Source organism: Pantoea eucrina (assembly GCF_002095385.1).
Classification (GTDB): Bacteria; Pseudomonadota; Gammaproteobacteria; order Enterobacterales; family Enterobacteriaceae; genus Pantoea; species Pantoea eucrina.
This window is the reverse complement of the sequence record NZ_MIPP01000010.1, coordinates 1-15,232: the sequence shown is the minus strand read 5'-3', so window position 1 is coordinate 15,232 and position 15,232 is coordinate 1. Positions and strand designations below refer to the sequence as shown.

Sequence of the window (15,232 nt, the reverse complement as noted above, 5' to 3'; positions counted from 1 at the left end):
GTTCTCATCAAAAATTTATTCTCAACTTAAAAAGCTTTGTGCAATACTTGTAACGCTACATGGAGATTAACTTAATCTAGAGGGTATAAAATGAAACGTACTAAACTGGTACTGGGCGCGGTAATCCTGGGTTCAACTCTGCTGGCTGGTTGCTCAAGCAACGCTAAAATCGACCAGCTGTCTTCAGACGTTCAGACTCTGAACGCTAAAGTTGACCAGCTGAGCAACGACGTGAACGCAGTGCGTTCTGACGTTCAGGCTGCTAAAGATGACGCAGCTCGCGCTAACCAGCGTCTGGACAACCAGGCTCACTCTTACCGTAAGTAAGAGTTCTGGTTTGAAAAATGGTGCCCTGGTGGCACCATTTTTTTTGTGCTGATTCCAGCGCCCGGTGGCGCTGTCTGACCGGCTGACTTCAGCCCTGCGGCTCTGCTGCAACCTGCTCTGCCGTCTCTGCGGCAACCGGCTCGCCGCTGCTGACCAGCACCGGCATACCTGAACGGCGCGTCATCGCTTCCTCAATCAGCGCACTGTCGCTTTTCGCACTGCGGCTAAAGGCTTTCAGAGCGGTGCTGCGCACCAGCGGCTGCGTCTGCGGATCATCTTTTTCACTGCGCGACAGCGGCTGATGAACCTCAATATAGCGTTTACCGTCTGGTTCGATGGCGTACTTCACCGGCTGATTAACAATCTGAACGCGCGTGCCTGCCGGGACGCTGTTGAACAGCGCTTCAATATCAGCGGGACGCAGGCGAATACAGCCGGAGCTGACGCGCATGCCGATGCCAAAGTCAGCGTTAGTGCCGTGAATCAGGTAGTGTCCCTTGCCATACGCCAGACGCAGGGCGAATAGCCCCATCGGATTGTCAGGGCCGGCCGGAACCGTCACCGGCAGCGTCACGCCCTCTTTCGCATAGCGCTTGCGAATATTTGGCGTCGGTGTCCAGGTCGGGTTGGGAATTTTCTGGCTGATACGCGTTACCATGTCGGGCGTTGCAGCGCCTAACTGGCCAATGCCGATCGGATAGACCACCACGCGGTTTTCTCCCGGCGGATAGTAGTAGAGGCGCAGCTCAGCCAGATTAACCACAATCCCTTTGCGCGGCGCATCCGGCAACAGCATCTGCAGCGGCACGGTGATCTGCGTACCTGCCGCCGGCAGCCAGGGATCAACGCCGGGGTTTGCTTCCAGCAGGCCGAGCAGTCCTGTGCTGTAGCGCGCTGCCACGCTCTCCAGCGGCTGTTTGTTATCAGAGATAGTGGTCAGAACGTTTTCGCCGATCAGGCGGCTGTCGTCGGCAGGGAGAGGATATTCAGTAGCCATTGAAGGTGCAGAGAGTCCAAAGCAGGACAGCAGCAGTGCACCAGCTAAACGTAACGCAGGTTTCATGCAGGTTTCTCTTTCTGGATGGAAAAGACCCCGGCTAAACCGGGGTCTGAAGAGTGTACCTTAGCAGAGCTGCTGAGCGTTATGCCGGATAGCGCGGATCATCGCTTCCAGCCCCTGAGAACGCGTTGGCGTCAGGTGCTGAGTCAGCGCCAGTTCCGCAAACCAGTGGCGCACATCCAGCTCGAGGATCTCCTGCGGCTTCAGCCCCTGATAGAGGCTAAATACTACTGCAATCAATCCCTTAACAATAGCTGCGTCGCTATCCCCTTCAAACGCCATCGATCCGTCCGCCTGCGGCGTCATGCGGATCCAGACCTGGCTCTGACAGCCTGAAATGACATACTCAGGCTGATGCAGGCTTTCAGAGGATTCTGGTAATTTTGCACCCAGCTCAATGATGTAAAGGTACTTCTCTTCCCAGTTAGCGCAACGATTAAAGTTGCGCACCAGCTTCTCTTTTTCCGGCAGGTTCGCCATCTGTTACTCCTGAAATCTGCTTAGCCCAGCAGGCGATGGATACGCGTCAGGCCAGCGGCCAGCCGATCTGCCTCATATTCGGTATTATAGAGCGCGAAGGAGGCGCGACACATCGCCGGTACGGCATAGTGGCGCATCAGCGGCATCGCACAGTGGTGACCGGTGCGAATGGCAATACCATACTGATCGAGGAAGCTGCCAACGTCAAAGGCGTGATGTTTACCCAGGTTAAAGGCGATTACCCCGCTGCGCTGCGCTGGACCATAAAGCACGATGTCCGGTACTGAAGCGAGTTTGTCCAGCGCGTAACGCATCAGCGCGCTTTCGCGTGCATGAATAGCGTCAAGACCCAGTTCACTTACCCAATTCAGTGCAGCACCCAGACCGATGATACCGCCGGTATTAGGCGTACCCGCTTCAAAGCGCCACGGCGCGCTGTTCCAGGTGGTTCCCACCGGCAGCATGACCTGGTCAATCATGGCCCCCCCGCCTTCCCACGGCGGCATCTGCTCCTGCAGCGCTTTACGCGCATAGAGTACGCCGATACCGGTCGGACCGTAAATCTTATGTCCGGAGAAAACGTAGAAATCACAGTCGATATCCTGCACGTCAACGGCGTGATGCATCACCGCCTGCGCGCCATCAATCAGTGTGACCAGGCCGGCTGCTTTCGCCTGAGCGACCAGCGCCTTAACCGGGTTAACGGTGCCCAGCACGTTAGAGACGTGCGTGACCGCCAGCAGCCGGGTACGGCTGTCGATAAGCGAAGCAAGCTGCTCTGTAGCCAGTTCACCGCTATCGCTGAGCGGCAGGACGCGGATCTCAGCACCGGTGCGCTGTGCCACCATCTGCCACGGCACAATGTTAGCGTGATGCTCCATCTCGGTAATGATGAGATTGTCACCGGGCTGCAGCTGACTGCCGCCCCAACTATTGGCTACCAGATTAATGCCTTCGGTTGTGCCTTTAACAAAGATAATCTCTTCATGCGAAGCCGCATTCAGAAAGGCCGCAGCCTGCGCGCGTACCGCTTCCATATCGCTGGTGGCCTGCGCGCTAAGCGAATGGATGCCGCGATGCACGGCGGCGTAGCCGTGCTGGTAAAAATGACTTTCCGCGTTGATTACCGCGAGCGGACGCTGCGCGCTGGCCGCGCTGTCAAGGTAGGCCAGCGGGTGTCCGTTGACCTCACGACTCAGGATCGGAAACTCCGCTCTGACTCGTTCGGAATCGAAACTCATGAATGTACTCCAGGGAAACGCTGTGAGATGCGTGCCAGCACCGCCTGACGCAGAATGTCATCATCCAGCGTTTCGGTCAGTTCGGCGGCAAAAGCGTGGATGATCATCTGCTGCGCCGCTTCTTCAGCGATACCGCGCGAGCGCAGATAAAACATCTGCTCATCATCAATGCGGCCGATGGTGGCACCATGGCTGCATTTTACGTCATCGGCGTAGATCTCCAGCTGTGGCTTGGTATCGACTTCCGCCAGCCGGCCCAGCAGCAGATTATTGTTGGTCATCTGGCCATCGGTTTTCAGCGCGTGCTGTGCCACTTTGATGTGACCATTGAAGACGGCACGGCCTTTTTCGCGCGAAATGGTTTTATGCAGCTGACGACTCAGGCAGTGGCCTTTGTTGTGCTCCAGATAGCTGCGGGTATCTGCGATTTCGCTGCCCACCGGCAGGACCAGGCTGTTCATTGCCAGCTCGCTGTTTTCGCCATTCAGCTGCGTGCTGGTGTTATGACGTGACAGGCCGGCGCCCAGCAGGAAGCTGGTGCTGCTGACGCGCGCATCCTGACCCATCACAATGTCATTATGCGCAAAGTGATAGCTGCTGCTGGTTTCAAAGGCGAGCTTGGTATGTTTCAGCTGCGCATTATCTGCTACGGCAAAGGTGATCCGCGCGCCGGTAAAGTGCGCCGCGTCATTCAGCGTGACATAGTGCTCAACGATTTCCGCTACCGCACTCTGCTCCAGCTCTACATGATGACGATGGTGCACGGTATTGAGCGCATCTGCCTGACCGCTGGTGATATGCAGCAGGTAGAGTGGGCGGGTAGCCGCTTTGCCGCGCGCCAGACGAATCGTCGTCACCTCTTCTGCCAGGCTCTCTGTCAGATGCAGGAAGATCTCCGGCTGTACCGGCGCCGGTAAATCGCGACGCTCAGCTGCCTGAACGTGCTGGATCTCAAACAAATCGGTTTCCGTGCTGCTCAGCGCAGGCTGGAAGCGGCCATCAACAAATACCAGTCGTACCGCGTCCAGCGGCAGCGCCAGCGCATCCGCCTGCTCACGGCTGAGACTCTGCGCGGAAGGCAGCACAAAGTGCTGTCCCAGCAGGCTCTCCAGCGACGTATATTTCCAGTTTTCATGCTTGCGGGTGGGCAAGCCTTCACGCATCAGCTGCTGCCAGTGCTGCTGCGCCTGCAGCGAGCGCTGCTCGCCGCGAGACTCAAACAGATGGTGCCACTGCTGCAGGGCATTATCACTCTTCGTCGGTAAGCCAGCCATAGCCTTGCTCCTCCAGCTGTTTCACCAGTGAAAAGTCGCCAGACTTAACGATTTTACCCTGATAAAGAACGTGCACGTGATCCGGCTTAATGTAATCCAGGATACGCTGATAGTGCGTTACGATGATGAAAGAGCGCTTACCGTCGCGCAGGCTGTTAACGCCCTCAGACACGATTTTCAGGGCATCAATATCCAGACCCGAATCGGTCTCATCGAGAATGCAGAGTTCCGGCTCCAGCGCCGCCATCTGCAGAATATCATTGCGCTTCTTCTCACCACCGGAGAAGCCGACGTTAACTGAACGCGTCAGCAAATCTTCCGGCATTTTCAGCAGCTTGATCTTATCTTCGATAAAATCCTGGAAGTCGAAGCGATCCAGCTCTTCCTGCTCGCGATATTTGCGTACTGCATTAACAGAGGTCTGCAGGAAAAACTGGTTGCTGACACCCGGGATCTCTACCGGGTACTGGAACGCCATAAAGATGCCTTCTCCGGCACGCTCTTCAGGTTCCAGCGCCAGCAGATCTTTCTCTTTAAAGGTGACGGTGCCACCGGTGATCTCGTAATCTTCGCGACCCGCCAGCGTTGCTGAAAGCGTACTTTTACCTGAGCCATTCGGGCCCATAATGGCGTGGACTTCACCTGGTTTAACTTCCAGGTTCAGACCGCGCAAAATCTCTTTATCTTCAACGCTAACCTGTAAATCTTTAATACTTAACATACTTATTCCTTCACATTGCTTCCGGCAACGCGTGTGGCATCAGCCGACACTGTGCTCAAGGCTGATCGCTAACAGTTTTTGTGCTTCCACGGCAAATTCCAGTGGCAGCTCGGAGAAAACATCTTTACAGAAGCCGTTGACGATCATAGAGATCGCATCTTCTTCGCTGATGCCGCGCTGCAGGCAGTAGAACATCTGATCTTCGCCAATACGTGACGTAGTGGCTTCATGCTCAAGCTGCGCTGTGTTGTTGCGCGTTTCTACATACGGGAAAGTATGCGCACCGCAATCGGGACCAATCAGCATCGAGTCACACTGCGTAAAGTTACGCGCATTGGTTGCCGTCGGCATGATTTTCACCAGACCGCGGTAGGTATTCTGGCTTTTACCCGCCGATATCCCTTTAGAGATAATGGTCGATTTGGTGTTTTTACCGATATGGATCATCTTAGTACCGGTATCCGCCTGCTGGCGACCGCTGGTCAGGGCAACCGAGTAGAACTCACCTACGGAGTAGTCACCGCGCAGGATACAGCTTGGATATTTCCAGGTAATCGCAGAGCCGGTCTCAGACTGCGTCCAGGACATCTTGCTGTGATCGCCTTCGCACAGGGCGCGCTTGGTAACGAAGTTGAGGATACCGCCCTCACCTTCACCGCCAGGGAACCAGTTCTGTACCGTGGAATATTTCACTTCAGCATTTTTATGGATGATGACTTCAACGACCGCTGCGTGCAGCTGATAAGTGTCACGTACCGGCGCCGAGCAGCCCTCGATATAGCTGACATAGCTGTCTTCATCTGCAATCAGAATGGTGCGCTCAAACTGACCTGTTTTCGCCGCGTTGATGCGGAAATAGGTCGACAGCTCCATCGGGCAGCGTACCCCTTTCGGGATATAAACAAAGGTGCCATCGGAGGCTACCGCTGAGTTAAGCGCAGCAAAGAAGTTATCGTTGTGTGGCACGACGGTACCCAGATACTTCTGTACCAGTTCCGGATGGTCATGGATCGCTTCACCAAATGAGCAGAAGATAATGCCCTGTTTGGCCAGCTTGTCACGGTAGGTGGTTGAGACCGACACGGAATCGAAAATCGCATCGACAGCGACCTCTTTACCTTCACGTACCGGAACACCCAGCTGATTAAACGCGTCTTCCACTTCCTGAGTCAGGTAGTCACTGGAGGCCACGCTGCCCGACGCCTGGGTTGCACCCGGCTCAGATGCGCAGCTGTCGTCACAGTTCCCGCATGATGGCGCAGAAAAGTAGCTGTAATCCTGATAGTCGAGCTTGTCATAGTGCGCTTTTAACCAGTGCGGCTCTTCCATTTCAAGCCAGGCACGGAAAGCCTTGAGCCGGAACTCAAGCATCCATTCGGGTTCGTTACGTTTAGCCGAGATCGCACGCACGACATCTTCATTAATGCCGTGTGCCAGTTCGTCGGTTTGTAACCGGGTAAAGAAGCCCTCTTTGTAGTTGAGCTTGCCTTCCCAGGTCTGTACATCATCAGATGCTTCGCTATGTCGTGACATATTTCACTTACTCGACGCCAAAGCTTTCACCGCACCCGCAGGCGTGCTGAGCTTTAGGGTTATTGAATTTAAAGATCTGGTTCAGGCCTTCACGGACGTAGTCCAGCTCGGTGCCGTCGACAAACGGCATTGCCTGAAGCGGCACAAAGAGTTTTGCGCCAAACTGCTCAAACTGCAGATCGTCATCGGCTGGCTTTTTTACCAGATCCATGACATAACCAAAACCGGCACAGCCAGATTGTTTCACGCTCAGTTTCAGACCCTTTACTTCCGGGTCCTGTTCAACCAGAGTCAGGATCTGTTTCGCTGCCGACTCGGTCAGCGTAAGTCCTTTCCAGACAAAATCGTCAGGCGAAAAGGACGCGGCGTTTACTGATGACATCGTTGTACCTCGCAAGTCTGGACCTTCTCAGGCTATCCCCCTATGGTAGTGATATCGCCTATCACTTCAACCTCTTGTTTTGCAGGGATAATCATCTCGTGCTGTTTTTTCTGCTTAATTATTAAGCATAGTCCCTTTAGTACGGCCTGTAACAGACAGTTTTTATTCGGGACAAATATTACAACCTATTGATATCGTAACATTTTATAAAAACCGGCCCTAAAGCAATTAACCTGTATACAGGTTACGCCTTTACCGAATGTAAAGAGATTGTTATTGCCGATTTTAGTAACAGGTTACAGACATCAATATATTTCTTTAGCGGGAATTGCATTCCTGACGCAGTTTAATATGATAATGATTATCATTAACTATTTAGGCGGCGCTATGACACGTACCGTTTCAGCCTGGTTACAACACAAAATCAGCGACTACCGATTTGCCGTGCGCGACATCACCGTAGATTTTTATCTGGCCGAAGCCAGACTCAACCGGCCAGAGTGCTCACTGGAGCAGCTGCGCCGGTTTAACGATACCTGCCTGGATATGGCGGAAATCTGCGATATCAACGGCGACGATCGCAGCTATCTGCACGCCTTAGGCAAGCTGCACCATCGCCTGATTCAGGAGATGGGCAACGATGACCGTGACCGGCTGTTTCGCCTGCAGGCGTATCAGTTCGCCCGCCAGTCGCTGACGCATTTATGCCAAAAGCTTGCACAAAGCGGCGACTGGGACCAGATAACGGGCCTGCAGCGTGATTTTGTCCGCCACGCTGGCTGGATATTCTAATCCAGCTTTGTGACGGCTCCTACATTTTGTTTACATCAATTCCAGCAGCGCCTGTAAAGGATGACGCATGCCGTTGCCTTCGGCACGTTTTACCTGGCTGCGACAGGAAAAGCCGGTCGCCAGACAGCGCTGGCGCGGCAGCCGCTGCAGCTGCGGATGCCAGGAGAGCGCATAGATGCCGAGCGAGTTCTCCAGATGCTGCGCCTCGTGGCCATACGTCCCCGCCATGCCGCAGCAGCCGGTATTGATATTTTCCAGCCGGGCACCGAAGCGGGCAAATATCTTCTGCCATTGATCCGGCGTAGCGGGCAGCGCGGTCACTTCCGTACAGTGCGCAAACAGATACCAGGGCTCGCCGCTGACCGGCTGATTTACGCCATCAGCCAGCGCCTGCTGCAGCCACTCATGCACCAGCAGCACGCTGAAATCACCGCGCTTGCTTTTCAGTACCTGCTGATACTCATCGCGATAGCAGAGCACAGTGGCCGGGTCGACCCCGACCATCGGGATCCCCAGTTTTGCCACCCGATTGAGCAGTTCAGCAGTTTTCGCTGCGGTACGGGCGAAACGCTGCAGAAACCCCTTAACATGCTGCGCTTTGCCGTTGGGAGAGAAAGGCAGCAGCACCGGACGGTAACCCAGCTTTTCAATCAGTGAAATAAAGTCGGTCACCAGCTGCGCTTCGTAGTAGCTGGTAAACGGGTCCTGCACCACCAGCACGCACTGCTGCCGCGCTGCGCTATCCATCGCTTCCAGCTGCTCCAGCGTCAGGTTCATTGCCGGATGCCCGCTCAGACGCTGTTTAAGGTTAGGTGCGGAGAGCTGAGGCAAATCCACCATACCGATATGCGTTTTGCTGAATTCGCGCATCCACGGCTGCTGCAGGAAGAAATTGAACACCTTTGGCGCTTTCGCCATCAGCGGCGCATAGCTCTCTACGCTGGCCACCAGGTGATCGCTGACCGGTCGCAGATAGCGCGTATGGTAAAGTTGTAAAAAGCGCGCGCGGAAATCGGGCACATCGATTTTAATCGGGCACTGGGTCGAACAGGCTTTACAGGCCAGACAGCCCGACATCGCCTCTTTTACCTCATGGGAAAAATCGTACTCTCCGCGGTTAGCGTGCCAGCTGTTACGTGTACGCTGGATCAGCATACGCAGGCTGGCTCCCTGCTGCGGCAGCGCCTGCTCAAGCTGGTCAGGATCAACGCCCTGCTCCGACAGCAGGCGCAGCCATTCACGCGTCAGCGTCGCGCGTCCTTTCGGCGAGTGAATACGATTGCGGGTGATTTTCATCGACGGGCACATCGGGCTGCGCACATCAAAATTGAAGCAGAGGCCGTTGCCGTTGCACTCCATCGCGCCGCGCCAGCTGGTGCGTACCGTCAGCGGGATCTGACGATCCAGATCGCCGCGCATCGCGCCATTCACCTGCATCATCGGCGCATCGCTCTCCAGCGGCGTGCAGATTTTACCCGGATTTAGCCGGTTATCGGGATCGAACGCGCGTTTGATACGACGCAGCTCGGTAAACAGCGTTTCACCGAAAAAGGCCGGACTATACTGCGCGCGGAAACCTTTGCCATGCTCCCCCCACAGTAACCCGCCGTAACGGGCCGTCAGCGCGACCACTTCATCTGAAATCTGCTTCATCAGCAGCACCTGCTGCGGATCGCACATATCCAGTGCCGGACGCACGTGCAGCACGCCCGCATCAACATGGCCAAACATACCGTAGCTCAGGCCGTGGCTATCCAGCAGCGCGCGAAACTCACCAATATAATCGGCCAGCTGCTCCGGCGGCACCGCCGTATCTTCCACAAACGGAATCGGCTTGGCGCGCCCCTTTGCATTGCCCAGCAGGCCAACCGCCTTCTTACGCATCGCGTAAATACGCTCGACCTCAGCCAGTTCATTACAGATCTGATAACCTATGACGCCACCCTGCCGCTCAGTCATCAGCGTATCCAGCCGGTCGCAGAGACGGGCGATTTGCTGTTCGATAAGTGCGCCATCATCGCCGGCAAACTCCACGATATTCAGTCCCAGCATCGTTTTATCCGGGATATCGGTGATCAGTTCTTTAACGGAGTGCCAGACAATATCTTCCCGCGCCAGATTCAGTACTTTTGAATCCACCGTCTCCACTGACAGCGCCTGCGCTTTTACCATAAATGAAGCGTTGCGCAGCGCGGAGTCGAAAGAATCATATTTAACGTTAACCAGACGACGGACTTTGGGGATTGGCGTGATATCAAGACGCGCTTCCGTAATAAACGCCAGCGTGCCCTCGGCACCGCACAACAGCCGCGTGAGATCGACCTGCTGCATGTCATCACTGAAGACGTGGCGTAAATCGTAACCGGTCAGGAAGCGGTTAAGCTTTGGAAATTTTTCAAGGATCAGCGCGCGCTGCTCACGACAGCTTTGCAGCACCGTCTGGTAGATGCGGCCCTCAGGCGTCGGCGTTGCGGCGAGCTGCTCCGCCAGCGCCACCGGTATGGCGCGCGTATCAAGGATATCGCCGCCCAGCAGCACCGCGCGTAACCCCTCGACATGATCGGAAGTTTTACCATATACCAGCGATCCCTGACCTGAGGCATCGGTGTTGATCATGCCGCCCAGCGTGGCGCGGTTACTGGTAGAGAGCTCCGGGGAAAAGAAGAAACCGTATGGCCGGAGCCAGGCGTTGAGCTGATCTTTCACTACTCCCGCCTCAACCCGCACCCAGCCCTGTTCGGTGTTGATCTCCAGAATGCGGTTCATGTAGCGCGACATATCAACCACAATGCCCTGATTCAGCGACTGTCCGTTAGTGCCGGTGCCGCCGCCGCGTGGCGTAAACGTCAGGCTGGCAAAAGCGTCCTCACCGGCGAGCCGCGCAATCAGAGCGATATCTGCGGTCGAACGCGGAAACAGTGCCGCATCCGGCAGAAGCTGATAGATGCTGTTATCCGTAGAGAGTGAGAGACGGTCGGCATAGCTGGTAGCGGTATCGCCGGTAAAACCCTGCTCTTTGAGCGCCTGCAAAAAGGCGAGAACTTGCTGAACCAGGCCAGGAGCCTGCGGAATTTGTGGGATCATGGTGTCGTGACCGGGATGTTGTAAACGTTTGCGTAGTAATTTTTTAACGTCTGGTTGTATCACATTTTTTTCCTGTCTGCTGGCATTTCCCTTCCCCGCTTCTGTGGCCCTGCTTTTCCTGTTTAATTTTCAGGAAATAGCGCATGATGATCCCGGGCCAGGGGCCCTTCCTGAAGGATTAACTGAGGTTAAATCGCTGTTATGAAAAGCCTGCAACGCGGTGTGGATCTGCCGCAACTGCTGTTCTCACTGATGTTTATTTTGCTGATGATTATCGCCTGTCTCTGGGTGGTACAGCCTTTTATTCTGGGCTTTGCCTGGGCAAGCATGGTTGTTATCGCAACCTGGCCACTCATGATTCGCCTGCAGCATCTGCTGTGGGGACGCCGCTCCCTGGCCGTTATCGCCATGACGATTCTGCTGCTGCTGCTGTTTATCATTCCGATTGCGCTGCTGGTCAGCAGCCTGATTGACAACAGCGCCCCGGTTATCGCCTGGGCTACTCAGCGCCATCTGCTGATGCCGGAATTCGCCTGGCTGCGGGAGATCCCGTATGCCGGCAACAAGCTCTATGTCAGTTACCATAAGCTGGTGGATGGCGGCGGTTCAGCGATCATGCGTCAGGTGCAGCCCTATATTGGTCGCACCACGGGCTTCTTTGTCGCACAGGCGGGACATTTTGGCCGCTTTATGCTGCATCTGGCGCTGATGCTGTTATTCAGCGTGCTGCTTTACTGGCGCGGTGAGCAGGTGGGACAGGGTATCCGCCACTTCGCCTACCGTATGGGGGGGCCCCGTGGCGATGCTGCGGTGCTGCTGGCCGGACAGGCAATACGGGCCGTTGCGCTGGGTGTTGTCGTCACGGCGCTGGTGCAGGGGGTATTAGGCGGGATCGGACTGGCGATCTCGGGCATACCTTATGCCACGCTGCTGACGGTGCTGATGATCCTGACCTGCCTGGTCCAGCTGGGTCCGCTGATTGTTCTGGTACCCGCGATTATCTGGCTCTACTGGAGCGGTGATACGACGTGGGGCACGGTGCTGCTGGTCTGGAGCTGTATTGTCGGCACGCTCGACAACGTGTTACGTCCGGTGCTGATTCGCATGGGTGCCGATTTACCCATGATTCTGATCCTCTCAGGTGTTATCGGCGGCCTGATCGCCTTTGGCATGATTGGCCTGTTTATCGGCCCGGTCGTGCTGGCGGTCTCTTATCGCCTGGTTTCAGTCTGGATGCACGAGGCTCCGGCGCCGGATGATGATGTGGAAACGGCAATTGAAGCGCTGACAGAGCATGAAGAGCTGCCCTGATACCTCTGATGGTCGCAGCGGCCTGAACATTCATGCCCGGGCATTTTTCAGGCACGCTGTTTTTCATAAACGGTTTTTAAGAAAAAACGCGATTTTTAGCGCTTAACGACGTTTCGCTGGCTGGAATGATTATTTTTCATACTGAATCGCCCGATGCAGCGGGCAAAAAAGGCGATAAAAGATTATCAGCTTTAAACTAATAAGAGGATTCTTAAAGACTATAGCAGGCGCAATAAATAATATGTTTCTCATGTTGGAAATCAACCTACTGATTTTTAAACAACCTTTTTCCCCTGAGTAACGTAAAAGAATTGCTGTGTGTAGTCTTTGCCCATCACCTGTGATGGGCTTTTTTTGGCCTGCATTCAGCGCCCGCTGTAGCACTGCGTGCTATCTGAACAGGCGGGATGCTTAGCAGCTAAAACTCAGGGTTATTATGCTGAAACAGTGGCTCATCCGCAGCTTAAGCCTGCATGAATCATGACGCGTACGGTATAACCTTACGCGTCATGTTCAGAGGTTAAGCGCGCTGAGCAGAGTCAATCTCAGCCAGGCTCAGCCAGGTTTCCACCACCGTATCCGGATTAAGCGACAGGCTGTCAATGCCCTGCTCCATCAGCCACGCGGCAAAATCCTGATGATCTGAAGGACCCTGTCCGCAGATACCGACATATTTGCCCTGTTTTTTTGCGGCCTGAATCGCCATCGAAAGCAGCGCTTTCACCGCTTCATTGCGCTCATCAAACAGAGCAGACACCACGCCAGAATCGCGATCCAGCCCCAGTGCCAGCTGCGTCATATCGTTGGAACCGATGGAGAAACCGTCGAAGTGCTGCAAAAACTGTTCTGCCAGCAGCGCGTTTGACGGGATTTCACACATCATAATCACCTTCAGACCCGCTTCACCGCGCTTCAGCCCGTGCTTCGCCAGTTCAGCCACGACCGCTTCCGCCTGGTCAACGGTGCGCACAAAAGGCACCATGATTTCAACGTTACTCAGCCCCATCTCATTGCGCACCCGCTTCACGGCTTCGCACTCCAGCGCAAAACAGTCGCGGAAGCTGTCAGCAACGTAGCGCCCGGCCCCCCGGAAACCAAGCATCGGGTTCTCCTCTTCCGGCTCGTAGCGCTCTCCGCCGACCAGATTGGCGTACTCGTTCGATTTAAAATCGGACAGGCGCACAATCACGCGCTTCGGCGCAAAGGCGGCGCCCAGGGTAGCAATCCCCTCCGTCAGGCGCGCGATATAGAACTCAACCGGATCGTCAAAGCCTTTCATCATCTGGCGGATCTGCTGCTGTAGCTCCGGCGTCTGCTGATCAAACTCCAGCAGCGCTTTAGGATGCACGCCGATCATGCGGTTGATAATAAACTCCAGCCGCGCCAGGCCGACACCCTCATTGGGCAGACAGGCGAAGTCAAACGCGCGATCGGGATTACCGACGTTCATCATGATCTTAAGCGGCAGATCGGGCATCGAGTCGACCTGAGAGCTGGCGATCTCAAAATCGAGCAGGTCATTGTAGACGTAGCCGGTATCGCCTTCGGCGCAGGAAACCGTCACTTTATGCCCGTCACGCAGGTGATCGGTGGCATCACCACATCCCACCACCGCCGGGATCCCCAGCTCACGTGCAATGATCGCCGCATGGCAGGTGCGTCCGCCGCGGTTGGTCACGATAGCCGACGCTTTTTTCATGATAGGTTCCCAGTCCGGGTCCGTCATATCGGTGACCAGCACGTCGCCCTTCTCAATGCGGTGCATTTCGCTGATATCGTGGATCACCTTGACTTCACCCGCACCGATACGGTGACCGATGGCGCGTCCTTCAACCAGCACCTGGCCCGTGCCCTGCAGGCTGTAGCGCTCCATCACCTGACCATTCGAGCGTACGGTTTCCGGTCGCGCCTGTACGATATAGAGCTTGCCGGTATGCCCGTCTTTTGCCCACTCGATGTCCATCGGGCGCTTGTAGTGCTGTTCAATCAGCACCGCCTGGCGTGCCAGCGCCTGTACTTCGTCGTCGGTCAGGCTGAAACGATCGCGCGTTGCCTGCTCTACATCCTCAATGCGCACCTGCTCGCCATGCGTCTGAGAATCGGCATACACCATGCGGATTTTTTTAGACCCCATCGTCCGCCTGACAATAGCCGGGCGGTTTGCCGCCAGCGTCGGTTTATGCACGTAAAACTCATCCGGGTTGACCGCACCCTGTACCACCATCTCACCCAGCCCCCAGGCTGAAGTGATAAAGACGACCTGATCAAAACCTGACTCAGTATCAATGGTAAACATCACGCCAGAGGCGGCAAGATCGGAGCGAACCATACGCTGCACCCCGGCCGAGAGCGCCACGCCGCGATGATCGTAGCCCTGATGCACGCGGTATGAGATAGCCCGATCGTTAAACAGCGAGGCGTATACGTGCTTAACCGCCACCAGCACGGCATCAAACCCCTGTACGTTGAGGAAGGTCTCCTGCTGCCCGGCGAATGAGGCGTCAGGCATATCCTCGGCAGTCGCGGATGAGCGGACGGCAAAAGAGGCGTCGGCATCATCAGCAGAAAGCTGCTCATAAGCAGTACGAATAGCCGCTTCCAGCGCCGGCTGAAACGGCGTGTCCACGACCCACTGGCGGATCTGCTTGCCCGCCTGGGCCAGCGCCGCCACGTCATCAATATCCGTGATATCCAGTAGTGCATAAATGCGCTGGTTCAGTCCGCTTTGGTCGAGAAACTGATTAAACGCGTCAGACGTCGTGGCAAAGCCGTTCGGGACGGATACGCCCAGCGACGACAAATTGGTAATCATTTCTCCAAGAGAGGCATTTTTGCCTCCCACCCGATCAACATCATGCATGCCAAGCTGGTTATACCAGAGCACTAGCGATTGTTGGTCTTGATTGGACATTGAGATGATCCTTTTAAATGATTAGGGCACATGGAACATTTTGCTATTCGCCACAGCAGCCTGGCATAACTGGTTTATAAAGACTAAGTGTTGAATCGTTAAAGCAAAAAAAGAGA

General features: G+C 55.3%; 12 protein-coding genes and 1 other RNA gene. 4 read left to right on the top strand and 9 right to left on the bottom strand.

Annotated elements, in window-relative coordinates; translation table 11 throughout:
- Nucleotides 1-90: 90 nt before the first annotated feature.
- Nucleotides 91-327 (top strand): major outer membrane lipoprotein, encoded by a 237-nt coding sequence (locus HA43_RS06550; RefSeq protein ID WP_039384115.1) that lies wholly within the window; start codon nucleotides 91-93, stop codon nucleotides 325-327.
- A gap of 88 nt (nucleotides 328-415) precedes the next feature.
- On the opposite strand, the gene HA43_RS06545 is transcribed toward HA43_RS06550, so the two are convergent.
- Genes HA43_RS06545 through sufA form a run of 7 tightly spaced genes read right to left on the bottom strand, consistent with a single transcriptional unit; the run spans nucleotide 416 to nucleotide 7,018 of the window.
- Complete coding sequence (locus HA43_RS06545) at nucleotides 416-1,390, bottom strand: L,D-transpeptidase family protein (RefSeq protein ID WP_039384113.1); 975 nt, start codon at nucleotides 1,388-1,390, stop codon at nucleotides 416-418.
- A gap of 60 nt (nucleotides 1,391-1,450) precedes the next feature.
- Entirely contained in the window at nucleotides 1,451-1,867 is a 417-nt protein-coding gene (gene sufE, locus HA43_RS06540; RefSeq protein WP_071668772.1) for a cysteine desulfuration protein SufE, read from the bottom strand.
- 20 nt (nucleotides 1,868-1,887) lie between these two features.
- Nucleotides 1,888-3,108 (bottom strand): cysteine desulfurase SufS, encoded by a 1,221-nt coding sequence (gene sufS, locus HA43_RS06535; protein ID WP_094111257.1) that lies wholly within the window; start codon nucleotides 3,106-3,108, stop codon nucleotides 1,888-1,890.
- Nucleotides 3,105-4,382, bottom strand: coding sequence for a Fe-S cluster assembly protein SufD (sufD, locus tag HA43_RS06530; protein ID WP_039384107.1), 1,278 nt, complete (start codon nucleotides 4,380-4,382; stop codon nucleotides 3,105-3,107). The genes sufS and sufD overlap by 4 nt, the downstream gene beginning before the upstream one ends.
- Nucleotides 4,357-5,103, bottom strand: coding sequence for a Fe-S cluster assembly ATPase SufC (sufC, locus tag HA43_RS06525; protein ID WP_094111256.1), 747 nt, complete (start codon nucleotides 5,101-5,103; stop codon nucleotides 4,357-4,359). Before sufC ends, sufD begins: the two co-directional genes overlap by 26 nt.
- 39 nt (nucleotides 5,104-5,142) lie before the next feature.
- Nucleotides 5,143-6,636 (bottom strand): Fe-S cluster assembly protein SufB, encoded by a 1,494-nt coding sequence (sufB, locus tag HA43_RS06520; protein ID WP_039384104.1) that lies wholly within the window; start codon nucleotides 6,634-6,636, stop codon nucleotides 5,143-5,145.
- A 7-nt stretch (nucleotides 6,637-6,643) separates the two neighbouring features.
- Nucleotides 6,644-7,018: a Fe-S cluster assembly scaffold SufA gene (gene sufA / locus HA43_RS06515; protein ID WP_094111255.1), complete on the bottom strand. Its 375-nt coding sequence runs from the start codon at nucleotides 7,016-7,018 to the stop codon at nucleotides 6,644-6,646.
- A 387-nt stretch (nucleotides 7,019-7,405) separates the two neighbouring features.
- Between sufA and HA43_RS06510 the strand changes: the two genes are divergently transcribed.
- Nucleotides 7,406-7,810 carry a hypothetical protein gene (locus HA43_RS06510; protein WP_039385821.1) on the top strand — a complete coding sequence of 135 codons (405 nt, stop codon included), beginning with the start codon at nucleotides 7,406-7,408 and terminating at the stop codon, nucleotides 7,808-7,810.
- A 30-nt stretch (nucleotides 7,811-7,840) separates the two neighbouring features.
- Here the strand turns inward: HA43_RS06510 and ydiJ are convergent, their stop codons facing one another.
- Nucleotides 7,841-10,894, bottom strand: a complete 3,054-nt coding sequence (gene ydiJ / locus HA43_RS06505) for a D-2-hydroxyglutarate dehydrogenase YdiJ (protein ID WP_094111254.1) — start codon at nucleotides 10,892-10,894, stop codon at nucleotides 7,841-7,843.
- 201 nt (nucleotides 10,895-11,095) lie between these two features.
- Between ydiJ and ydiK the strand changes: the two genes are divergently transcribed.
- Both ydiK and rprA read left to right on the top strand, forming a co-directional pair.
- Nucleotides 11,096-12,205, top strand: coding sequence for an AI-2E family transporter YdiK (ydiK, locus tag HA43_RS06500; RefSeq protein ID WP_039384098.1), 1,110 nt, complete (start codon nucleotides 11,096-11,098; stop codon nucleotides 12,203-12,205).
- A gap of 250 nt (nucleotides 12,206-12,455) precedes the next feature.
- Nucleotides 12,456-12,564: antisense sRNA RprA (rprA, locus tag HA43_RS06495), an RNA gene on the top strand.
- A 161-nt stretch (nucleotides 12,565-12,725) separates the two neighbouring features.
- Here rprA and ppsA read toward each other — a convergent pair.
- Nucleotides 12,726-15,116 (bottom strand): phosphoenolpyruvate synthase, encoded by a 2,391-nt coding sequence (gene ppsA, locus HA43_RS06490; RefSeq protein WP_071668771.1) that lies wholly within the window; start codon nucleotides 15,114-15,116, stop codon nucleotides 12,726-12,728.
- Nucleotides 15,117-15,232 lie beyond the last annotated feature (116 nt).